Source organism: Janthinobacterium sp. HH104 (assembly GCF_001758715.1).
In the GTDB taxonomy this organism is placed as follows: Bacteria; Pseudomonadota; Gammaproteobacteria; order Burkholderiales; family Burkholderiaceae_D; genus Janthinobacterium; species Janthinobacterium aestuarii.
On the sequence record NZ_LRIB01000060.1, the window covers coordinates 22,077 to 45,833 of the forward strand.

The 23,757-nt window shown below is 65.0% G+C and carries 15 protein-coding genes; 10 read left to right on the plus strand and 5 right to left on the minus strand.

Annotated elements, in window-relative coordinates; all coding sequences use genetic code 11:
- Positions 1-166: 166 nt before the first annotated feature.
- Complete coding sequence (locus tag JAB6_RS27090; protein WP_139143517.1) at positions 167-355, plus strand: hypothetical protein; 189 nt, start codon at positions 167-169, stop codon at positions 353-355.
- Positions 356-501: 146 nt separating this feature from the next.
- Here JAB6_RS27090 and JAB6_RS27095 read toward each other — a convergent pair whose 3' ends face one another.
- The 3 genes from JAB6_RS27095 to JAB6_RS27105 all read right to left on the minus strand — a co-directional run bounded on the left by JAB6_RS27095 (position 502) and on the right by JAB6_RS27105 (position 5,258).
- Positions 502-2,580, minus strand: a complete 2,079-nt coding sequence (locus JAB6_RS27095) for a TonB-dependent receptor (RefSeq protein ID WP_070305879.1) — start codon at positions 2,578-2,580, stop codon at positions 502-504.
- Positions 2,581-2,669: 89 nt separating this feature from the next.
- Positions 2,670-3,062 carry a DUF2946 domain-containing protein gene (locus JAB6_RS27100; protein ID WP_070305881.1) on the minus strand — a complete coding sequence of 131 codons (393 nt, stop codon included), beginning with the start codon at positions 3,060-3,062 and terminating at the stop codon, positions 2,670-2,672.
- 51 nt (positions 3,063-3,113) lie between these two features.
- Positions 3,114-5,258, minus strand: a complete 2,145-nt coding sequence (locus tag JAB6_RS27105) for a TonB-dependent siderophore receptor (protein WP_070305883.1) — start codon at positions 5,256-5,258, stop codon at positions 3,114-3,116.
- A 248-nt stretch (positions 5,259-5,506) separates the two neighbouring features.
- Here JAB6_RS27105 and JAB6_RS27110 point away from each other — a divergent pair, with 248 nt between their 5' ends.
- Entirely contained in the window at positions 5,507-8,983 is a 3,477-nt protein-coding gene (locus JAB6_RS27110; RefSeq protein WP_254671814.1) for a DUF748 domain-containing protein, read from the plus strand.
- Between the two features lie 66 nt (positions 8,984-9,049).
- Here the strand turns inward: JAB6_RS27110 and JAB6_RS27115 are convergent, their stop codons facing one another.
- Complete coding sequence (locus tag JAB6_RS27115) at positions 9,050-9,628, minus strand: hypothetical protein (protein ID WP_139143518.1); 579 nt, start codon at positions 9,626-9,628, stop codon at positions 9,050-9,052.
- A gap of 153 nt (positions 9,629-9,781) precedes the next feature.
- Positions 9,782-12,232: a membrane-bound PQQ-dependent dehydrogenase, glucose/quinate/shikimate family gene (locus JAB6_RS27120; protein WP_070305886.1), complete on the minus strand. Its 2,451-nt coding sequence runs from the start codon at positions 12,230-12,232 to the stop codon at positions 9,782-9,784.
- 310 nt (positions 12,233-12,542) lie between these two features.
- Between JAB6_RS27120 and JAB6_RS27130 the strand changes: the two genes are divergently transcribed.
- The 8 genes from JAB6_RS27130 (at position 12,543) to JAB6_RS27165 (ending at position 23,746) form a co-directional block, all read left to right on the plus strand.
- Positions 12,543-14,222, plus strand: coding sequence for a methyl-accepting chemotaxis protein (locus JAB6_RS27130; RefSeq protein ID WP_070305889.1), 1,680 nt, complete (start codon positions 12,543-12,545; stop codon positions 14,220-14,222).
- Positions 14,223-14,271: 49 nt separating this feature from the next.
- Positions 14,272-14,916, plus strand: a complete 645-nt coding sequence (locus tag JAB6_RS27135; protein ID WP_070305891.1) for a hypothetical protein — start codon at positions 14,272-14,274, stop codon at positions 14,914-14,916.
- Positions 14,913-15,827: an HDOD domain-containing protein gene (locus JAB6_RS27140; protein WP_070305892.1), complete on the plus strand. Its 915-nt coding sequence runs from the start codon at positions 14,913-14,915 to the stop codon at positions 15,825-15,827. The genes JAB6_RS27135 and JAB6_RS27140 overlap by 4 nt, the downstream gene beginning before the upstream one ends.
- A 73-nt stretch (positions 15,828-15,900) precedes the next feature.
- On the plus strand, positions 15,901-16,527 hold the full coding sequence (locus JAB6_RS27145) for a response regulator (protein ID WP_070306043.1): 627 nt from the start codon (positions 15,901-15,903) through the stop codon (positions 16,525-16,527).
- A 34-nt stretch (positions 16,528-16,561) separates the two neighbouring features.
- The gene (locus JAB6_RS27150; RefSeq protein WP_070305894.1) at positions 16,562-16,924 is read left to right on the plus strand and encodes an Hpt domain-containing protein; all 363 of its coding nucleotides are present in this window, start codon (positions 16,562-16,564) and stop codon (positions 16,922-16,924) included.
- Positions 16,921-18,417: a response regulator gene (locus JAB6_RS27155; RefSeq protein WP_070305895.1), complete on the plus strand. Its 1,497-nt coding sequence runs from the start codon at positions 16,921-16,923 to the stop codon at positions 18,415-18,417. Before JAB6_RS27150 ends, JAB6_RS27155 begins: the two co-directional genes overlap by 4 nt.
- Positions 18,418-18,553: 136 nt before the next feature.
- Positions 18,554-20,245, plus strand: a complete 1,692-nt coding sequence (locus tag JAB6_RS27160) for an ATP-binding protein (protein WP_254671815.1) — start codon at positions 18,554-18,556, stop codon at positions 20,243-20,245.
- 57 nt (positions 20,246-20,302) lie between these two features.
- Positions 20,303-23,746 carry a response regulator gene (locus JAB6_RS27165; protein ID WP_070305898.1) on the plus strand — a complete coding sequence of 1,148 codons (3,444 nt, stop codon included), beginning with the start codon at positions 20,303-20,305 and terminating at the stop codon, positions 23,744-23,746.
- The last annotated feature ends 11 nt before the right edge of the window (positions 23,747-23,757 follow it).

Consider the following 23,757-nt stretch of genomic DNA (forward strand, 5'->3'; position numbering starts at 1 on the left):
CCTGACGATAGCTAAATTTAATTCCTGAATGCACTATCGATTAAAGAAAAATTACCACAAAGTCACAAAAATAAGTTATCTTAAAGGCAAATAAAAGGAGACATTTTTTCTCTTTTCCACCGAGGCAAAAATGCGCTCCAAGAATGACAAAGTCACTGCTACGAATATGGATATCCTCGACTGCGCAAGGCAGGACGACTTGACGGCCCAAAAGGTCGAAGTCGGCATTATTTTCCAGGAAATGCTCGATACGGCCACGGCCGCCGCCTACCTCGCCAAGAACAAGGTGCCGATCGCCACCGCGCTGCGCGTCCTCACGGGGTCACGGCGGAAAAAGAACGGCGGTGGGAATTGATGGCGCTGTGCCGGATAGCCAGAGGATGGTGTTGAAAAAGATACACGCGCACATTGTCACAAACCCCAGGCGCTCGCCGATGTGGCAATGCCAGCAGGCACCTTCCGTGCGCATCGGCGCAAGAAGGCGCCCGCTGATTACTCGCCTTAGAACTTCAGTTGCAGCCCCAGATCAATCGACCTGCCCTCGGCCGGCAATGCTTGCAGCGCGCCGCCGTTCGCTTTCAAGCCGGACAAATACACGCCACCCAGCGGGTCTGCATACGCGCGGTTGAACAGGTTGCTCACGCCCGCGCTCAGGCTGGCCATCTTGCTCAGCGCTACGCTGCTGCGCAGGTTGACGAGCGCGTAGCCGCCCGTTTCCGGTTCGACGCGGCGCGCGTCGACCTTATCCTTGCGGGCCACGATTTTCGTTTCGATGCGGTTGCTCCAGGCGCCCAGCTTGTGCTCGACGGCCAGCAAGGCGTTGAACGGCATCATACGGTACAGGTCGCCGCCATCGCTGCGCTTGCCCCGCGTGTATGCGGCGTTGCCTGTCGCCATGAAGCTGCCCCAGCGTGCGCTGCTCGTCAGTGGCAGCTGCCACGCCAGATTGGCGCCATACAGCTTGGCGTCGTGGTTGGCAAAGCGCAGCAAATTGCCGTTCGCACCCATTTTCATGTAGGGGTGGAAAGATGACAGCACGTCGACGTCGATGTAATTGTCGACCTTGCTGTAATAGGGGTTGAGGCGCACGAACCAGCCCTCCTCGCCGCCGCCATGCCAATCGGCCGTGAAGGCCGCCGTGTAAGCGGTCTCGGGCTTGAGGTCGATACTGCCCACATAGCCGTTGCCATCGCCAAACCAGTTGGTCATGGTCATCGCCATCGAGCCGCGCCCCCACGAGTAGCGCTCGTACAGGTTGGGCGAGCGCACCTTGCGCGCCAGCGCGAATTCATAGCTGCTGGCCGCGTCTGGCGTGAACGTGGCTTGCGCCGAAGCATCGATATTCGTGTCGCGCTGGCTGCGGCTGCGCGAATTGAAGGCCCTGGCGGCCATCACGTCCGGCATGTTCATCATGTTGGTGCCGTACGATTGCACGTCGCCCGTATCCATGCGCACGGATTCGCCGCGCACGCCCAGCACGCTCGTCCAGCGCGCATCGTGGCGCGTTTCCAGTTCGCCGAACAGCACGGTTCGGTCGCGCTTGCCGTCGTTGATGTTCAGGTAGGTGCGCGGCCCCATCATCATGGAACCGGGCACGGCCGGCCAGTAATCGTCAAGGCGGAAGCCGTGCCACTCCTGGCCCAGGCGCAACTCGCCCGCGCTCATGGGCAAGCTGGCCATCAGCGCATAGCCCGTGTTGCGCCCGTGCGTGATCATCGGCATCGTTCCCGTGCGCTCGGGGGTGAAAAAGCCCATTTCATGGTCCGTCTGCTGCCAGTAGGCGCGCGCGTCAAACACGCCCCAGCCGAACTCGCCCTTGTAAGCGAGGTTGGCGAACTGGCCATGGTTGTCCGTCATGTCCATGTACTGGTTGGGAAAACCCTGGTACGGAATGTGCTGCACGCCGGCGCGCAGGGTCAGCTGCTGGCCATCGCGCTTGGCCGCCAGCACGATGGACTGGTTGATGCTTTCAAACATGCTGGCCAGCACTTTGTTGCCGTGGCCATCTTCATAGCTGTGTCCGCGGGTGTAGGCACCGCTGTAGCCGACGCTGAGCACGTCGCTGCCGGCCGACGCGTTCACGCTGGTCGCCACGCTGTTGTTGACGCTGCGTCCCGACACGGCAAAGCTGCCTTGCGTGAGCAGGCCCGCGCCGGGCTGGGCGAACACGGGCGCGTTCGACTGCACTTCAATGGTGCCGCCGATGCTGTCGCCGCCCGCGCTGACGGGTGTCACGCCCGCGATCAGGCGGATGCGCTGCACCTGCTGCGGATCGATATACGACAGCGGCGCATTCATGTGGTTGGCGCAGGCCGACGTCAGTTCCATGCCGTCGATGCGTATTTTCAGCCGGTCATCGGCAAAGCCATTGACCACCGGCAAGCCGGACACGCCGCCGCCGGCCGCCACGCTGTAGCCGGGCGTGCTCGATAACATGAGCGCCGTGTCGGCGGCGGGACGGTAGCCGTCGCCTATGGCCGTGACGATGACTTTCATCTCGGGCAAAACCTGTTCAGTGCGGGTTTGCGCCACGGCGGGCATGGCGATGGCGAGGGAAATCAATAAGGGGAAATGTTTCATGGTGCTGCTTTCAGATTCTGTATGGGCAAGACGAACAGACGCAAGCGCACGATACGCGCGGCGCAAGGCAGTTCAGGGAAAGGGACAGATCAGAAAGCGGCAGGCGGCCCGCGAGGCTGGACAGGTGTCCAGGCGAACAAGGGCGTGGCGGATTGGTAGAACAGCAGGGGCAGCAAGCCCGTGATGAGCTCTCCGGAAGCGAGCACGAGGGTCGTGGGCGGCACATCCAGGGCTGCCGCATGCATGCTGCAGCACGGGCAATCGCCTATGCGCATGCTGCTCTTGGTATCGGGCTTATCCGTGGAGAATGTTGCGGGTAGCATATTCATGCCGCCCGCCACCGAGCAGATTTCCAGGCTGGGCACGGCCAGGCCGCTGGCGACCGTCAGCGCACGCGATACCGTAGGGGCGAGCGTGGCCAGGAAGATGGCGATACACGCGATCCACAGGACGATGCCGGCCTTGCCTTTGCTGATGAACATGGCAACATTGTATCAGCGCAGGTCACCCGTGGACAGCGCGCAAGTCAAGCCTTATAGATCCACCTTCATCGACAGCTTGATCGCGCGCGGCGCGCCCGATGCCAGGCGTGTGCCGGCACCAGCCCAGTAGCGCTTGTCGGCCGCATTTTCCACGTTCAACTGCCAGACAACGGCCTTGTCCATCACGCGGCTCGCATAGCGGGCGCCCGCGCTGAACAGGCTGACGCCGCCGAGGAAGGCCTGGTTCAAATCGTTGACGGGACGGGCGCTGTAGTAATACGCGCCGCCGTTGACGGACAGGCCCGGCATGGCGTCAAACGCGTAAGCGAGAAAGGCGCTGGCCGTGCGTTTCGACGCGTTTTCCGGCGCCTTGCCGTTGTAGTCGGCGTTGATGTGCGCAAAGCTTGGATCGAGGAACTGGGCCGACGTCTGCCACGACAACTGGCGCGTCAGCTTGCCCTGGGTCGACAGTTCAAGGCCGCGGTAGCGTTGTTCGCCGTCCGACGTGAATACATTGCTGGCATTCGTGTAATAGCCGGGGCGCGTGATGTCGAACAGCGCGGCAGACAGCAAGGTGCCGCCAGGGGTCAGCCAGCGCGCGCCCAGTTCCTTTTGTTTACTCACGCCAGGCGCCATCTTGACGCCTTGGTTGACCGTGCCCGTCGGGCCCGTTTCGCCCTCTTCCAGCCCCCGCGCCGTGGAGGCATAGAACGACAGCTCGGGCATGGCCTTGTAGATCAATGAGGCCATCGGCGTCGTCTTGCTGACGTCGTAGTGGCTGGCGCCCTGGTCGCTTTGATAGCTGCTGCGGCGCACGCCGATGACGCTTTGCCATTGCGGGCTGAAAACCATGCGGTCGAGCGCATACAAGCCCGTGTCGCGCGTGTCGAGCCCGGCCGTCGTCGGCGCCGTCGGCTTGGGGCCGAACACGACAGTCGTCACGGGCACTGGGTTGTACAGGTTTTGCGAGGCGATCGTGTAATTGCTCTGGTAAATCGGATCTTGAGATTTGTCCGTGCGCGACGCGCCCAGGGTCAGTTCGTGGGCGATGGAACCCGTCTTGAAATTGCCGGCCAGTTCCGCGCGCAGCAAGTCCGACGTCATCACGCTGTGCTGGATATTGCCCGTGATGCGGCCCGCGCCCGTGGCCAGCGCGGCCGCGTTGTTCAGGCGGAAGATCGCCAGGCGGCGGTCGCGCGCCGTTTCCGAGTGGCCCGCCTCCACCGTCAAGGCCCAGCCATCGGCGATGGCGTAGTCGGCGCGCAATTGCGCGTTTTTCGTTTGCGCTTCGAAATTCGACCAGTCCGGGCCGATCAGCTTGCGCGGATCAACGGCACGCGGCAAGCTGATCACGCCTTTCACGGCCGTGGGCAAGGCGATGCCCGCCTGCTCCGTCACCCTGCGGCGCTCGTACTCGAGGTCGGCCTTGAGCAGCAATTTGTTCGTCACTCTCCAGTCGAGCGCCGTGGAAAGGAAGCGGCGGTTGCCATTGCCGACATCATCCAGGTAGGAACCGAGGGTGCCGCCAGCGGCATTGATGCGCACGCCGAATTCCTGCTGCACGCCAAAACGGCGCGCCACGTCGACATTCGCCACGGCACTGCCACGGTCATCGAGGCTCAAGCCCATGCTGGTGACGGGCTGGCTGCCGGCCCGCTTGGTAACGAAGTTGACGACGCCGGCCGGCGACGTAAAGCCGTAGTACAGGGCCGAAGCGCCCTTCAGCACTTCCACCCGCTCCTTGTTTTCCATGGGCACTTGCGAGAAGTTCATGATGGGCAGGGAGCCGTTGAGGCGGTAATTCGTGCGGTTTTCCACGGCAATGCCGCGTATCACCAGCTGATCCCACGTCTCTCCCCCGTTTTGCTGGCGCGTCACGCCGGCCGTATTGCGCACGGCGTCGTACAGGCCGGAGACGGCTTGCTGCTCCAGCAATTCGCGCGTGATCACGTTGACGGTCGATGGCACGTCCATGATGCTGGCGCCCCGAAAACTGCCCGCCTCCGTGGTGAGCGGCACCAGTCCTTGCGCGCGGGCGCCCGTCACTTGCACTGCCTGCATGACTTTCTCATCGCCAGCCGTCGGCTCGTCCTGGCCGCTGGCCGCATTGGCCGCCAGCGCGGCGTGGGAAGCGAAGGCCAGCGACAGGGCTGCCGCCACTGGAAGTAAACGGGTGCGGGGAGTGGCAACAGGCATGGCGTCAGGCTTTCAATTGGGAAATGGGGGGCAAGCGGAAACTTACGGTTAGCGCACATGATACCGATAATGAGAATCATTATCAAGAAAAGGTGAGTTTGTGTGAGTTTTACAGAAGAAACTAGCTCCCTTAGGCGCCTGTTATCACTTGAACACGTTTGGATTTTGCAGACGAGGCCGCAAAGAGGCATACTGACAGTCACGGCGCGCAAGACGTGCCGCCCAACAAGATACTAAAAGGTAAGTTCGTGAACACAATCGACAACAAAAGCGTGCAGACGAAAACATTTCGCTGGAAACGCTGGCAGCGCTGGGCCCTGGGCACGGGCTGCGCCCTGGCCGCCTACAGTGCGGCCGGCTTCTGGCTGGTGCCCTACGTCATCAAAAACCAGTTACCCAAATTTGCAGAAAAAGAACTCGCGCGCCAGGCCAGTATCGCCGACGTGCGCTTCAACCCGTTCACCCTGCGCCTGGAAGCGGACAAGATCGCTTTCACGGAAGCGGCCAGCGCAAACAATGCACCGCTACTGTCCATCGGCGCCCTGGCCGTGCAGCTGGAATGGAAATCCATCGTCCGCCGCGCCTGGAGCCTGGCGGAAATCCGCATCACGGCGCCGCAAGCGCAGCTGACGATCACGCCGGACGGCAAGTTCAACCTGGCCGAAGTGCTGGCCACCTGGCAACGCAACCATCCGGAAAAGAGCGAAGGTGGCATGCCGCGCCTCGTCATCGCCCACTTTGCGCTGGAGCAAGGCAAAGTCGACTGGCAAGACAAGAAGGCCGGCTATGCGGACAACTTCACACCGATCAACTTTACGCTCGATAATATCTCCACCCTGCCCGACGCCAACGGCAGCTACAGCCTCAGTGCCGATGCGGCGCGCGGCGGCAAGCTGCACTGGCGCGGCACGGCCTCGCTCAGCCCCATCCGCGGCGAAGGCGAACTGATACTGAACGACGCTTCCCTGCCCGGCCTGGCCGCGTATTTGAAAGCCTATACGCGCGCGACTGTCGCCAGCGGCAAGCTGTCGGCGCGCCTGCCCTACGCTTTTTCCTATGCGGACGGCAAGCTGGAAGCGACCGTCAAAGGTGCGGGCCTCGCCTTGCGCGATTTGGCGCTGCTACAAAGTGGCAAGAGCGACGCCTTTACGTCGCTGAACACTTTGGGCATCGCCGGCGTGAACGTGGATCTGGCAGGCCAGAAGGTCACGGTCGACAAGGTCAACTTGTACGGCGGCAAGGTGGCCGTGCGCCGCGACAGCAAGGGCGAGATCGACGTGGCGAACCTGATGCTGCCCGGTAATCCGGCGCCAGCAGCATCTGCCGCCGCCACGCCCGCCGCACCAGCCACGCCCGGCAAGTGGAAAGTGGACTTGAAACAGCTGGCGCTCGCCAATATGGACGTATCCGCCATTGATGAAACCGTTTCGCCAGCTTTGCAGCTGAGCGCCAAACAGCTGCAGCTGAACCTGCAGCTGGGCTTGCAGCAAGGTCCATCGGGCATGGCCACCGTCATCGACGGCGCACATTTTGGCTTGGCCGACCTCACCATGCAACGGGGCGCGCAAACGCCGTTCAAGCTGGCCCAACTGGGCTTTATCGACGGCAAGATCGACTTGGCCGCGCACACTGTGCACCTGGGCGCCGTGACGGCCAGCGGCGCGCAGATCGACCTGGCGCGCAACCGCCAGGGGGAATTTGCGATTGCGCAAAAGCTGCCCGTGTTTGCCTCCGGCAAGGCCACCCCTGCCAAGGACGCGCCATCCGCGCCATGGTCCACCAAGGTAGACAAGGTGGAACTGAGCAAGTTCGGCGCCCGTTTCGATGACGCGGGCACGGGCATCAAGGTCAATGTGCAGGATGCCCGTTTGTCACTGCAAAACGTCAGCAACGACATGAAACAGGCGCTGCCGTTTGAACTGGGCGTGGGCCTGCGCGAAGGCGGCCTATTGACGGCCAATGGCAAGTTCGTGCCGAGCACGGGCGCCGTCGATGCGCAGCTGAATTTGAAACAGCTGACCCTGGCGCCCGTGCAACCATTGCTGGCGCAGCACGTAAAACTGAAGCTGGCGGGTGGCGCAGTGTCCGGCAGCGGCCGCCTGATGACGGGCGGCGGCGCGCCGAAAGCGCCCAAGGTCCGCTATGTGGGCGGCGTCGATATTGCCGGCCTCGTGCTCAATGAAACGGATGGCAAGCGCTTTGCCTCTTGGAAAAGCGTGCGCGCCGACAAGATGACGGCCAGCGTAGGCCCGGACTTCGTCGACATCCCCGAACTGCGCGTGGTGGAACCGAACGCCCAGCTGATCATCGAAAACGACCGCAGCCTCAATGCCCAGCGCCTGCTGGTCAAGGCGCCCGAGCCTGCCACGGCAACGGCCCCCGCTCCTGCGGCCTCCGCCACGCCGGCAGCCGACGCCGCCTTCCCCGTGCGCGTGCGCCGCGTGCGCCTGCAAAACGCCAAGCTGGATTTTGCCGACCTCAGCTTGCGGCCCCAGTTCGCCGCCAAGATCTATGAACTCAATGGCGTCGTCACGGGCCTGTCGACCAAGCGCGATGCGCGCAGCCAGATCGAACTCGATGGCCGCATCGACGAATTCGGCCTGGCCCGCGTGCGTGGCCAGCTGAACCCGTTCGCCCCGACCGACAACACCGACTTGAACGTGGTCTTCAAGAATGTCGACATGGTGTCCGCCTCGCCGTACACGATGAAGTTCGCCGGCTACAAGGTGGCAGAAGGCAAGATTTCGCTGGACTTGCAATACAAGGTGCGCAACCGCCATCTCGACGGCACCAATCAGATCGTGCTCGACAAGCTGACCCTGGGCGAGCGCATCGACAGCCCGGACGCCTTGAAGCTGCCGCTGGAACTGGCGCTGGCCATCCTCAAGGACTCGGAAGGACGCATCGACCTGGGCTTGCCCGTGTCGGGCGACATGAACGACCCGCAATTCAGCTATGGCGCCCTGATCTGGAAAGCCGTGGGTAATGTGCTGACGAAAATCGTCACGGCGCCGTTCCGCGCGCTGGGCAACTTGCTCGGCATTAGCGCCGACAAGCTCGAAGCTATCGACTTCGACGCGGGTAGCGCCGTGCTGCTGCCGCCCGAGCGGGAAAAACTCAAGCAGGTGGCGCAAATCCTCGCCAAGCGCGAACAGCTGAAGCTGGCCGTGCCTGGTCAGTACAGCGACACGGACGCGGCCGCCCTGCGCGCCCAGGCCGTGCGCCGCGCCGTCGCCGCCAAGGCCGGCATCAAGCTGGAAGCGGGCGAAGAACCGGGACCGTTGAACTTGGGCGAACGCAAGATACGGGGCGCCCTGCGCGACCTGTACGGCGAACGCTTCGGGAAGGCCGAGCTGGACAAGCAGAAAAAGGCGGCGGAATCGGCTGCGCCTGCCACAGCGGCCGCATCCGCCAGCGCCACAGCTCCGGCTCCGGCTCCGGCAAAAATCCCCGTATTCCAACGCCTGGGCAAGCTGATCGAAGGCGAGCCGCAAGTGGCCGATACGGGCGCCTTCTACAAGGGCTTGCGCGAGCAGCTGGAAGCCAAGCAGCCCTTGCCCGCCGACGCCTTGAGCAAACTGGGCACCCAGCGCAGCGCGGCGATTCTGGCCGCCCTGCAGCAGGATGGAACGCCGGCGGCCAGGGTCAGCGCCGGTGCGCCGGAAAAAACGGAGGCCGCGCCGGGCAAGCTGGTGGGACTGAAACTGGGATTGGCGGCGCAATAAAAAAAGCGTTGTCCGCAATAAGCTCGTGGACAACGCCTTTTTATCAGGAAGCGACTTTATTTGAATTTATTTCTTGGGCAGGAATTTTTGCAGATCGAATGCACTGACATCAAATTCAAATACAGGCGAACCTTCCTGATACATTTCTGCGGCAATGCGCAGCCTTTTCGCCTTTTTTAATTCCTGGAAAAATTTATCCCCATCACGGAAGTGGATCGTTGTCGTACTTTGATCGGAGGCGCCAACGGCCTTGTAATAACCAGGCGGACTATCGTCAAATCTCACCTGCACCAGGCAATCTTGATAGGATTGGCACAATATCTGGCCCTTCTTAATCGAGAACATCGCACTCTTCTTAGGCCGGCTATCACTCATCAGCGTCACACTGGCATTCTGTTCTCCGTTATACGGAAAAGCAAAATCAACCGTATTACTGCTATGCAGGTTCGCAAAGTAGACCGTATCGCCGCTCATTTTATCTTCGCTGGTGAAGTAATGCCATGCATCGACCGGCTTGACTGCCTCAATGACAGCAGCTGGGCTGCTATTTGTCGCGGCCTGCGTTGTAGCATCAGGCGCTTTGGGAGAACAGGCGATCAAGGAAAGGAGAATTGCTGTTATTGCGGAAATTTTTATCTTTGTCATTACAATCATTCACATATTATTTGAATTGAAACACCGCTTTGAAGTCTAACAAACGGCGTTCCCACAAGCAACATGCAAATTTGAAAACTCGCCAAACCGACAGCGAATGCCGCCGCGGTGCCGCCAGCAATGGCGGCACCGCGGCGTGTCTAACTATTTCGTCTTCGCCCCCTCCTTCACCGCCTCATCCGGCAAGGCAAACGCCACCAGGCTATCGCCCATCTTCGTGCCCAGCGAACCATGGCCGCCGGCCATGACTACGACATATTGCTTGCCCGTCTTGTCCGAGACATAGCTCATCGGCGTGGCCTGGCCGCCGGCCGGCAGGCGGGCTTTCCATACGGTCTTGCCGTTGCGCACGTCGTAGCCGCGGATGTAGTAGTCGAGCGTGCTGCTGAGGAAGGCCACGCCGCCGCCCGTGGTGCTGATGCCGCCCAGGCTGGGCACGCCCAGCGGCAAGGCGATGGGCACGGGGGCGCTGTCGCGCGTGGTGCCGTTCTTGTGCATCCACACTTTTTTCATGGTGCGCAAGTCGACGGCGGCGATATAGCCCCACGGCGGCGCCTGGCACGGGAAGCCCAGCGGCGAAAGAAAAGGCTTGATTTCCACGGCAAACGGCACGCCCGTCTGCGGCTGCAAACCCATTTCCGATCCCGTGCCGCCCTTCGCATTGGCTTGCGCGCGCGGCACCAGGCGTTCCAGAAAGCCCATGTAATCGGGGTTCACCAGCAACAATTGCCGGCCCGGGTCGATGGCCGCCCCGCCCCACTCGAAGATACCGAGCGGGCCCGGCGAGATGATGGCCCCCTTGATCTTGCCTTCGGCCACCGTTTGCGGCGTGAACGGCCCTTCGTAGCGGTGCTGGCGGAAGATGATGCGGCACGCCAGCTGGTCGAACGGCGTCGTGCCCCACATATCCGTTTCGCTGATGTTTTTCTCGGGCAAGAAAGTGAGGGCCGAAAACGGCTGCGTGGGCGACAGGCGGTCGCCGGGAGCCGGATTGTTCGTCGGCACGGGTTTTTCCGGCGCAGGCACGACCAGGCTGCCGTCGCGCCGGTCGATCACATAGATGTCGCCCCGTTTCGTCGTGGCCACGACGGAGGGAACCTTGCCTTTCGGCGTGTCGATGTCGACCAGGGTGGGCTGGCCGCCGATATCCATGTCCCAGATATCGTGGTGCACGGTCTGGTAGACCCAGCGCACCTTGCCCGTCGCCAAGTCCAGCGCGACGATGGCGCTATTGTATTTCTCGCCATGGGGATTGCGGTTGCCGCCCCACGTGTCCGGCGTTTCATTGCCCATCGGGATGTACACCATGCCCAGTTTTTCATCGACGCTGGACACGCCCCAGGAATTGGGCGAATTGTTCGTGTAGGTCTTGCCATCGGCAATCGGCGCCGTGTCGTCGGGGTTCGACGCATCCCAGTTCCACATCAGCTTGCCCGTGACGGGATCGTAGCCACGGATCACGCCCGACGGCTCTTCCGTGGAAAAGTTGTCGGTGACGCTGGCGGCCATCACCACCACGTTTTGCGCCACGGCCGGCGGCGACGTCGGCATCAGGAAGCCCCGCTTCTTCATGCCCATGCCGTGGTACAGGCCGATCACGCCGTTTTCGCCGAAGCTTTTGCAGGCTACGCCCGTGTCCGCGTTGACGGCGATCAGGGTCGCATCCATGGTGGGCGCGAGGATGCGGCGCGGGCATTCCATGCCGGCCGCCTCGGGTGCCGGGTCGCCCTTGGCGCGGCCCGCGTTGACGTCCCAGTAGGCGACGCCACGGCAGATCATGTGCTGGTAGGTCGATGCGTCGCGGTTGATCTTCGGATCGTGGCGCCAGATCTCCTTGCCCGTGTCCGGATCGAGCGCGATGACGATGTTATGCGGCGTGCACAGGTACAGCATGCCGTTTACTTTCAGCGGCGTGACTTCGTTGGCGATCTCGCCCGGATCGTTCGGACCCTTGAAGTCGCCCGTGTTGTACACCCATGCCTGTTTCAGCTGCGACGCGTTGGCCGGCGTGATCTGCGCGGCCGGCGCATAGCGGTCGCCATAGCCGGAACGCCCATACGCGGCCCAGTCGTTGGGCGCCACGCCGGGCGCGAAATCGCCTTGCGGCGCGGCCGCCATGTTCTCGGCCGGCACTTCGCCATGCAAAGTGTAATAGTCCTGGAACAGCGAGAACACGCCCACGGCAGCCGTTAGTACCACGGCGGCGGCCAGCGCGCTCTTGCCCGCATCGCGCGGTTTCGCTCCGGCCGTCAATGGCGGATCGAGGCGGCGGTCGACGAAGGGCAGCAGCAGCCAGACGGCGGCGGCGAACCAGATATCGAGGCGCGGCAGCAATTGCCACCAGTCGAACTTCACTTCGATCACGGACCAGATCAGGGTGGCGAACAGCAGCAGCGCGAGGAACAGCTGGGCGCTGCGCCGCCCCTTCCACACGAGCGCGCCCGCGACGAGCATGCCGATACCGGCCACGACGTAATACCAGGAACCGCCCAGGCTGACAAGCCAGGCGCCGCCGCCGGCAAGTGCCAGGCCCAGCAAGATGAAGATGACTGCGGTGATGACAAGCAAGGGTCCAGGCCGGGCAGAGGCAGTCATGATGCTCCTTTACAAGAGTCAGTCGGCGGCACGCGCCTGCGCACCGTATTTGATGGCGATCAAGGAATTCATTTTTTCACTAATCGGCAAAGCGTGCCACACGCCAGAAGGCCAGGTACACGCCGTGTGGCTTTTTATACACGGCCTGACCGTCCAGCCCGCTATAAGCATATGTTTTCAATGAAAATCATTGAATAAAATAATTAAACAACAAATTTCTCGAATAAAACGAATTTTTATCGTAAAATGGAAAAAAACACCCAAGCCAAACATTTTTCTTGAATTTCACTTCATTGGAGCGGCGCCCATCATGACCATCGCTAAACGGCTGTACGCCTTGATCCTCTCCGTCGTCCTCGGGCTGGCCGCCCTTGCGGGCTTTGGCATCTACCAGATGGACCGCGTGTACACGGCGGCCAGCTATGCCACTGTCAACACGGTACCCAGCCTGCTCACCCTGAACGACGCTTTCGTACCGTTCGCGCAGATGCGCACGGCCGTCTGGCAGCACATGGCCAGCAAGGATGCGGCCGGACGCGCCAAGCTGGAAGCGGGCATCAGGGAAGCGCGCACGGCGGTCGGCAAGGCGCTCGACCAGTATGAAAAAGAAGATATCACCGATGAACAGGACCGCGCGCTGCTGGCCGCCGACCGCGCCGTGCTGCTGCGCTACGATGAAGTACGCGACAAGGTGCTGGCGCTGTCGAAGGCCGGTGAGCTGGACGCGGCGCGCGACTTGCTGGTGCAAAACCAGCCCATCATCAAGGAACTGGTCGACGCCCTCGCCGCCCACCACCGCTACAACGCAAACCTGGCTGCCAAAGGTGCGGCCGATGGCGCCGCAGCCGCTGCCAGCGCGCGCTGGATTGCCATCACCCTGTCCCTGGCCGTGACGGCGCTCGTAGCCAGCATGGGCCTGCTGCTGGCGCGGCGCATCGCCGCCTCGCTGGCCGACGCCATCGGCGTGGCCCGCACCATCGCGGACGGCGACCTCAGCGTGCAGGTCCGCGCCACCTCGAACGACGAGGTGGGCCAGCTGATGCAGGCCATGGCGGACATGAGCGCGAGCCTGGTGCGCATCGTGGCCGAAGTGCGCTCCGGCACGGACAGCATCGGCACGGCCTCGGGCGAGATCGCGTCCGGCAACCTGGACCTGTCGGCGCGGACGGAACAGCAGGCGGGCTCCCTGGAAGAAACCGCCTCGGCCATGGAAGAACTGACGGCCACCGTGCGGCAAAACGCGGACAATGCCCGCCAGGCCCAGCAAATGGCCATCGGCGCCTCGGACAAGGCGCAACGGGGCGGGCAAGTGATGGGCGACGTGATACGCACGATGGAAGCGATCGACAGCGCGTCGAACAAGATCGCCGACATCATCGGCGTCATCGACGGCATCGCCTTCCAGACCAATATCCTGGCCCTGAACGCGGCCGTGGAAGCGGCGCGCGCCGGGGAACAGGGACGCGGCTTTGCCGTCGTGGCCACCGAAGTGCGCAACCTGGCGCACCGTTCGGCCGCGGCCGCCAAGGAAATCAAGGTACTCATCAGCGACTCCGTGGAACAGGTGGGCCAAGGCGGCAAGCTGGTCCAGCAGGCCGGCGCGGCCATGACGGAAGTGGTCGACACGGTACGCGGCGTTACCGACATCGTCAGCGAAATCTCGGCCGCCAGCGTGGAGCAAAGCACGGGCATCGAGGAAATCAACCGCGCCATCACGCAGATGGATGAAGTCACGCAGCAGAACGCGGCCCTGGTCGAAGAAGCGGCGGCGGCATCGCAATCGCTGCAGGAGCAGGCAGCCAGGCTGGCCGGCGTGGTGGGCGCCTTCAAGCTGGCGCAGGGACAGGCCGGCGCGGCGCCGCGCGCGCCTGCCGCGCCGCGGCCCGCGCCGCACAAGGCGACGCTCAAGCTGGTCGCCACGCGCCCCGCAGGCCAGGCCAGGAAAGCGGCGCCGTCCGCCGCCGATTCGGGCGACTGGGACGTATTTTAGGTCCGCCATCACGCAGGATCACTCGCATAGAACGCACTGGAACACTGCCATGAACTCCTTTCTCGCCATTCACCCCTTCCTTCGCTGCGAAGATCTCTCGCTGATGCGCCCGGCGCTGGCGCTGGCAGGCCTGCTGTTGCTGCTGGCCGCGCTGCTCTGGCGCCGCACCCGCTGGCAGCAGGCCGACCGCACACAGGCCGCCGGCGCGGCACCGGCCGATCTGCATGCGCTGCTGCAAATGCGCAAAGCGGTCCCGCCGGCCAAGGCGGCTGACAGCGCACCACCGTCGACAGCGCCCAAGACACCGGACACGCCGCCATTCGACGCGGCCCGCCTGGACGCCATGTTCGGCCACGACCGGCGCCTGCAGGGCGAGATCCTGGCCCTGTTCGTGGCCGAGACGCGCGACCGCCTCGCCGGCATCGCCCATGCGCTGCGCTGCGAGCGGGCCGCCCCGGCAAGAGTGCTGGCACAGGAAATTCTCGACGGCAGCCAGTCCATGGGCCTGCTCCCATTGCAGGCCCTGTCGCGCCAGGCCGTGCATGCGGGCTTTTCCAACGATATCGGCGCCCTGCACCGCCTGCATGCGGAACTGCTGATGGCGCTCGATGCGCTGTCGCAAGCCGTCACGGCCCTGCAAACGGCGGGCGCGGCGCAGGCCGATGACTGCAGCGGCGTAAGAAGCCGGCCATGAGCGCACACATCGACCTGACGCGACTGCCCGGCGGCGCCATCCTGCCTTCGCCCGCCTGGCGGCGCCACTGGCTGGCCACCTTGGGCCAGCAGCAGGTGCCGCTCGATGAGCTGGCGGAACAGCTGGGTTGCGATCCGGCCATGACCGGCAAGCTCATCGGCCTGGCGAATGCGGGCGTGCCGCCGGGCGGGCGCAGGCATGGGGCCGTCAGCACCGCGATGCTGGCGGCCATCGGCCTGCCCGCCCTGCGCCAGGCGTGCGCCACTCCGGCCCCGCCAGCGCCCACGTGCGCGCACTTCGACGCGCAGCGCTACTGGTCGCACTCGCTGGCCATGGCGTGCGCCGCCCGCGTGGCAGGCGACGCGCTGCAGCTGGCGCCGGCCGATGAGCTGTACAGTTGCGGCTTGCTGGCCAACTGCGGCCAGCTGGCCCTGGCCACCGTGCATCCGCAGGAATATGGAGAACTGCTGGGCCAGTACGGCAATGGCGTCACGGCCCGGCTGCTGTGCGAAGAATCGCAGCGCTTCGGCCACCACCAGCTGGCCCTGTCGGCCATCCTCATGCGGGGCTGGGGCATGGCGGACATCCTGTGCGACGCCGTGCTCTGCCATGCCGCGCCGCCCGGCTTCGGACGGGCCGGGCGCATGACGGACCTGGCGAAGCTGCTGAAGCTGGCCAGCAGCTTCGCCGACCTGATACTGCGCAACGGCGCGGGGCCGCGCGAGCTCGCCCTGGCCACGGCGCGGGTACTGGGCCTGGACGCAGGCCACATGGAAACCCTGCTACGCCACAGCAATGCGGAGTGGAGCGAATGGCGCGATATCCTGGAACCGCACACCCATCCCGCCCCCTGCCGTACGCGCACGCGAGTCCGGCCTGCCGCACGCCAGGTTTTCAGTGAATTCATCTAATTCGTTGAAATTGATTTTTTGAGCCCGATTGCGTATCATTCCCTTCAACTTCATCGCGACCATAAAGCCCATCATGCACACTGCAGACGTCTGCACCACCCAAAAGGCCGCCGAAATCCTCGGCATCTCGGTCACCTCAGTGCAGCAACTGGTCGAGGCCGGCGTGATCGAAGCCTGGAAGACCAAGGGCGGCCACCGGCGCATTCCCCTCGCGGCCGTCGAAGCCTACAAGGGCAATCCCGGCCAGCCGGGCCAGGACCAGCGCGCGGCACGCGCCAGCCGCCCCGCCCCATCGGGCCGCCCGCCGTCCATCCTGGTGATCGAAGACAATCCGATCGAGCGCGCGCTGTATGAAAAACAGATCGGTTCATGGGGCTTGCAGGCGGACTTGCGCTTTTGCGAGAACGGCTATCAGGCGCTGATGGAAATCGCCCGCGACCAGCCCGACATCCTGCTGGCCGACATCGTCATGGAAGGCATCGACGGCTACGAAGTGATCCGCACCATCCTGGCCGACCCGCTGCTGGCCGACATGCACATCGCCATGCTGTCGAGCCTGACGCAGGAAGAGCTGCAGGAACGGGGCGGCGTGCCGCCCGGCGTGGTGTTCTTTGCCAAGCCCGTCAATTACGACGAGCTGCGCGGCTATCTGCGCGCCTGCTGCGCCGGCCACGCGCGGCGCAACAGCCTGGCCGCCTGAGCCGCCACCGCTTTCCCTTCGCCACGGAGCCGCCATGCCAGCCTATCGCCACATCGATCCTGCCGTGCTGTTCCACGCCACCGGCCACGACCTCGAGATGTTCCGCGCCCTGTCGCAGACCTACCTCGACACGTCGCCGGCCATGTTTGCGCGCGTCGAGCAGGCCGTGCGCGGCGGTGCGGCGCAAGCCATCGTGCATAGCTGCCATACCTTGCGCGGCACCGTGGCCCTGCTGGGCGCCAGCGCCCTCGTGGCGCGCCTGGCGGCACTCGAGCAGCTGGTGCGCCACCAGGGCGTGGCGGCACCGGAATGGCTGGCCGAAACGGCGGTGCTGATCGGCGCAGTGGAGCAGGAAGTACGCCGCAGCATGCTCGAATACACGGGCGCGCAGGCATGAACGCGCGCCAGGCCGTCCTGCGCCTGGTGCACCACTATCGGCCGCGCACCACGGCGGCCATCGTGGGCCTGGTGCTGGTGGGCCTACTGGCGCTGCGCATCGTCGTCTCCGGCGTGGTGCTGCACCGCGAAGCCGTCGATGACTGGAAACAGGACCTGTCCAATCTGTCGCTGCTGCTGGCGGAAAACACGGCGCAGAGCATGACGGCGGCCAGCCTGGTGCTCGACAGCGTCAGCAACGAGATCGAAGCCGCCGCCCCCGCGGACGCGCAGGCGCTGGCCGCCGCCGCCGGCACCCCGGCCATGCACCAGATGCTGCGGCACAAGATCGGCGGCGTGCCGCAAGTGGACGTGGTATCGATCGTAGGCAGCGATGCCGGCGTGCTGGCCTTCAGCCGCGCGTTTCCCGCGCCACCCATCCGCCTCGGCGAGCGCGACTACTTCGAGTATCACCGGCGCCACCCGCACGGCGGCATGCATGTGAGCGCGCCCGTGCAAAACAAGGGCAATGGCGCCTGGACCTTCTATATCAGCCGGCGCATCAGCGGGCCGGACGGCCGTTTCCTGGGCGTGGTGCTGGTCGGCCTGTCGTGCGATTTCTTCAGCAAATTCTTCCAGAGCACCAGCATCGGCGAACACACGGCCTTTTCCCTGTACCGGAGCGACTACACGCTGCTGGCCCGCTGGCCGGCCGTGCCCGCCATGATGGGCAAGCGCAACCTGACGGGCAGCACCTACCGCTTGCTGGAACAGGGCAAGACCGACGGCGTGCTGCAGGTGGACACGCCGCGCGCGGCCGAGCAGGGCCGCCCGGTCAAGCGCCTGGCCGGCGTACGGCTGGTGCGCGACTATCCGCTGGCCGTCAACGTCACCGTGACGGACGAGGTCTACCTGGCGGGCTGGCGGCGCATGCTGCGCACCATGGGCGGCGCGGCCGTGGTCAGCCTGCTCGTGCTGGTCGGGGCCATCGCGCTGATCATGTCCCTGCTGCAGCGCCAGGAGCACGAGGCGGCCCTGGCCCTCGCGCCTCAGACGCCGGCCGCCACATCGCCGGAGCCGGAGACAGCAGCGCCATCCGAATCCACACCCGCACCCGCGCCTGCACCCGCCCCGGAACCGGGCGCGCGCATCCTGCTGGTCGAGGACACGGCGCTGAACCGCCAGCTCGTGTGCCTGCAGCTGGGATCCCGCGGCTACCGCATCGACACGGCGGAGAACGGCGCGCTGGGCTTGCAGGCGCTGGCCGACCGGCAGTACGACCTGGTGCTGATGGATTGCATGATGCCCGTCATGGACGGCTACCAGGCGTGCGAGGCACTGCGCGCCCGCGAAGCGGCCAGCGGCGCGCCGCGCCTGCCCGTCATCGCCCTCACGGCCGGCGTCACCGAAGACGACCGGCAGCGCTGCGTGGCGGCCGGCATGGACGATTACCTGTCCAAGCCGTTTACGGCCAGCCAGCTGCGCGACATGGTCGAGCGCTGGCTGACGCACTAGGCGGCGACGCGCTAGCCGCCAGAGCCAGCGCTCAATACAACACTTCCCGCATAAAAATCATTTTATTCGATAAATTCAATTATATTCACTATAATTGATAAATCGCGCGCAGAATGACAACCCTTGCGGAGGCAGCATGCAACAGCACAGATACGGGAAGGCCATGGCCTGGCAGCGTTGGGAACGCTGGGATGCGCGCACCCTGCTGTCACTCTTCATGGCCATGCTGCTGGCGGGGCTGTGGAGCATCACCGCACTGCAACTGCGGCACGCCTACGACAGTGCCATCGCCGGCGCCGGGCGCGATGCGCGCAGCATGGCGCGCGTCTTCGACGAGCACGCGATCCGCACGATCGAGGCGGCGGACCAGGCGGCCACGTATTTGCGCAGCCGCTACCAGGCGCTGGGCAACGGCCTCGACATCGTAACGGACCTGCGGCAAGGCCTCAGGCCCGGCCCCCTGTACAACCTGTTTACCATCGTCGACGAACAAGGCGACATGGTGCTGTCAAGCCGCCCCTTCCAGCCGACCAGGCTGGCCGACCGCGAGCACATCCGCGTACACATGCAGCGCGATAGCGGCGAACTGTATATCAGCAAGCCCGTGCTGGGCCGCGTATCGCAAAAATGGTCGATCCAGATGACGCGCCGCATCAACCATGCCGATGGCCGGTTCAAGGGCGTGGTGGTGGTCTCGATGGACCCGTATTACTTTACCCGCCTGTACGACGAAGTCGACCTCGGCGACAACAGCTCCACCGAGCTTGTCGGCAGCGACGGCGTGGTGCGCGCGCGCCGGGTCGGTGCCGCCGACACCATCGGCCAGGACATCGGCGCCAGCAAGGTATTTTCCTTGATGCAAGGTAAAACGCGGGGCAGCTTCACCGAGCGCAGTCCCGTCGACGGCATCGTGCGCTTTTACGCATTTGAAAAACTGGCCGGCTACCCGCTGTACATGCTGGTCGGACTGGACCGCGACACGGTATTGGCCGACTACGTCTCGCGCCGCAACCAGGCCTTGCTGATGGCGGCCGTCACGAGCGCGCTGATCGTGCTGTCGTGGGCCGCGCTGGTGCTGCTGATCGGCCGCCTGGTCGACAGCCGCGCCAGGGCCATCGCCGCCAGCGAAGCCAAGTCGCGCTTCCTGTCGAACATGTCGCATGAATTGCGCACGCCCCTCAACGGCATCCTCGGCTTCTCCGAGCTGCTGCAAGAGCAGCTGCGCGAGCCGGAACAGGCCGCCTATGCACAAACGATACAGGACAGCGGCCGCCAGTTGCTGTCCATGGTCGAAGCGGCGATGGAATTGAGCGCGCTCGAGCACGATCAGGTCAGGCTGGAGTCCGCCGCCGCGCCATTGGACCAGTTGCTGGAACTGGCGCTGGCGCCGCACCGGCCGCGCGCGGCGCACAAGGGCTTGCAGCTGGCCGCGCAAGTGGCGCCCGCCACGCCGCCCAGCATCGATTGCGACCGCATCCGCTTCGTGCGCGTGCTCGACATCCTGCTCGATAACGCCATCCGCTACACGGCTGCGGGACGGGTCGACGTGCACGTCACGCACAGCGGCGCGGACCTGCAGATCGAGGTGCGCGATACGGGCATCGGCATCGCGCAGGCGCAGCAGGGCCTCATCTTCGACAAATTCTCGCAGGCCGACGACTCGCCGAGCCGCGCCCATGACGGCGCCGGCATGGGTCTGGCCATCGCACGCCAGCTCGTCGCGCTGATGGGCGGCAGCATCGGCGTCGCATCCGCGCCGGGTGAAGGCGCCGTCTTCCGCCTGCGGCTGCCGCTGGGCGGCAAATTGACCACACTATCACATGCATAGTTGTGCCAGTTGTGCGCAAGAGTTGTTCTCCATCCCTATCGGGTATAGCATCGCCACATGAGCTATCACACAGAGGCGGCGGCGTTGCGCAGACGATGGATCGAGTGGCTGTTCCTGCTTCTCGGGCTGCTGATCGTCGCTGCGGCCCTCGCCTACGCGCACCTGGCCGAAGCGACGCGGCATGACGAGGCCGAGCGCGAGCGCCTGAGCGTGCTGACGGCGCTGCTGGCAAAAAACATCGAAGTCGACCTGGCGGCGACCAACCTGGTGCTCGGCGGCGTGATCCGCGACTATCTGGCCGCCGGCCCCGCACCGGACGCCGGCCAGGCGCTGCCGCGGCGCCTGGCCGCGCTGGTCGACGCCATGCCGGGCGTGCGCACCATGCTCGTCATTGATGCGCAAGGCAAGGCGGTCGCCACCAACATCGCGGAACTGGCAAACCAGGATTTTTCGCGCCGCGGCTACTTCCAGACGGCGCGCGACGCCCCCGATGCGCGCATGCTGTATATCTCGGCGCCCTTCCATTCCTTCAAGGGCGACCTGGTCATCACGGCGTCGCGCATGGTGCAGGACAAACAGGGACGCTTTGCCGGCGTGGTGGTGGCCACCTTCGCCCCCGAATACTTCACGGCCAAGTTCCGCACCGCCATGTACGCCCCCGACGTGTGGGCCGTGGTGCTGCATGGCGACGGCCAGCAGTTTCTCAACTACCCGGCCAGGACTGCCAATGGCGGCAATATGGACGTCCCCGGCAGCTTCCTGCGGCGCTTTCGCGACAGCGGCCACCAGGCCGGCGTCCTGAGCGGCGTCGAAATTGCCGGCGCCGGCGCCCATACCGCCCCCCGCATCATGGCCATGGCGACCATCGCCCCGCAAACCCTGCACATGGACCGCGCCCTGATCATCGGCCTGAGCCGCGAAGAAGCGGCCATCGCCGCCCCGCTGCGGCGCCAGGCGCTCGGCTACGTCCTCTCCTTTGCCGTGCTGGCGCTGGCCGCGGCCAGCCTGCTGTTCTGGAGCCAGCGGCGGCGCCGGCAGCAGGCCGCCTGGCATGCGGAACAGGAAAGCGAGCGCCAGGCCATGCAAGCCGTGTCCGACAGCGAAACGCGCTTTCGCACCCTGATCGAAGATGCGCCCGTGGCCATCGCCATCCTGCGCCACGGCCGCTTCATCTATTCGAATCCCCGCTACCGCAATCTGCACGGCTACACGATGGAAGACAATCTGAACGGCCTGCCCTGGTCCGCCATGATTTCCCCGCCATCGCTGGCGGCGCTGGCCGCCAACGAAGCGCTGATCGAGGCCGATTCGCCCAGTGAACAGGTGTTCGAGGCCCTAGGCCTGGGCAAGCAGGGCCTGCCCGTCCCCATGTTCAAGACCACCACGCGCGTGCTGCTCAAGGATGGACCGGCCACCCTGATCTTTGCCCAGGATATCTGCGCGCAAAAACAGGCCGAAGAGGCCATGCTGCTGGCGCGCGACGCGGCCGAAGCGGCCAACCGCAGCAAGGCGGAATTCCTCGCCAACATGAGCCATGAAATCCGCTCGCCGCTCAACGCCATCCTCGGCATGGCCTGGCTGCTGGAACGCGACGGCCTCGATGGCGAAGCGCTGCAGATGGCGCGCAAGATCCGCGCCGCCGGCCAGTCGCTGCTGGGCATCATCAACGACGTGCTCGACGTGTCGAAAATCGAGGCGGGCCACATGACCATCGAACAGGCGCCTTTCCGCCTGGCCGACGTGATCGACAAGATCGCCGCCAGCATGGGCGTTGCCGCGCATGACAAGCCGATCGAGGTGCGCATCGCGCCGCTGCCCGAGGGCGTCGACCAGGTGATGGGCGACGCGCTGCGGCTGGAACAGGTGCTGGTCAACCTGACCAGCAATGCCATCAAGTTCACGACGCAGGGCACGGTCGAGCTGACAAGCGCACTGGAAAGCCGCGACGGCGACGCCGCGGTGCTGTGTTTCAGCGTGCGCGACACGGGCATCGGCATCGCGCCCGAAGTGCAGGAAGCGATCTTTTCCGCCTTCGCCCAGGCCGACACGTCCACCACACGCCGCTTCGGCGGCACGGGCCTGGGCCTGACCATCTGCCGCCAGCTGGTGCGCCTGATGGGCGGCTCCATGCGCCTGACCAGTGTCACGGGCCAGGGCAGCACCTTCAGCTTCACGGTGCCGCTGCAGCTGATGGCCGCCAGCGTCCCGTCCTCGCCCGACATGCAGGGCTTGCGCGTCTTGCTGGCCGATGGCAAGGCCGACGCGCGCGGCGCCGTGGCCGCCGTGGCGCAGGGCCTGGGCTGGAGCGTGCATGCCGTCTCCGGCGGCCAGGCGGCGCTCGAGCATGCACTGGCCTGTGCCGAAGACGCGCGGCCCGGCGTCATCGTGCTGGCCGCGCGCATGCCCGACATGGACGGCGAAACCACGGCGCGCGCCCTGCGCGAGCACCTGCCGCCGCAGGACTGCCCCATCGTCATCCTGGCGGCCAGCGGCACGCCGGCGACAGCGCCCGCGCGCCGCCGTACGGACCCGGCCAACCCGGCCGATGCCATCCTCAATGAACCGGTGACGGCGTCCAGCCTGTACAACGCGACGATGGAAGCGCGCCAGCGGCGTGCCGAAGCGGCCGGCCTGGACGTGGGCCTGGACGTTGTTCATGGGGCGCTGGGCGAGCGCGTGCTGGCCGGCGTGCGCGTGCTGGTGGTCGACGACAGCGACATCAACCGGGACGTGGTCAACCATATCCTGTGCGACCAGGGCGCCCTGCCCTCGTTCGCCTGCGACGGCCAGCAGGCGCTGGACTGGCTGCTGGCCCACCCGGCCGACGTCGACATCGTGCTGATGGATGTGCAGATGCCCGTCATGGATGGCTTGCAGGCGACGCGCGCGCTGCGCCAGCTACCGCAGTTCCAGGACCTGCCCGTGGTGGCGCTGACGGCCGGGGCGTTCCAGACGCAGCGCGCGGCGGCGCTGGAAGCGGGGGTGAACCATTTCATCAGCAAACCGTTCGACGTGCCGCAGACCATCGCCCTGATTGCGCGCGCGCACCGGCGCCATGCGCAAGGGCTGCCGGCCCTGCCGCCCGTCGTGGCCGAAGCGGCAGTGCCCATGCGGACAGGCGGCGCGGCGCCCGTGATCGACCTGGCGCAAGGCATGGAGCAGTGGCTCGACGAAGCCCCCTACCGCCAGCACCTGTCGCACTTCGGCAGCACCTACCGCAACACCGTGGGCGCCATGCGCGCGCTGCTGGCGGCCGATGCACGCGCCGACGCCGCCGCGCTCGCGCACAAGCTGGCCGGCGTGGCCGGCAGCCTGGCCCTGCCCGCCACCGTGCACGCGGCCCAGCAAGCCGAACAGCTCCTGCACGCGGGCGACGATGCGTCGGCCGCCCTCGATGCACTGGAACAGGCACTAGCGCAGGCCATCGAGGCCGCCGCCGCATACACGGCACAGACGCCGCCAGGCCAGGCGGCCGTGCCAATGACAAACCTGTCGACGTGAAATTTAGGGAG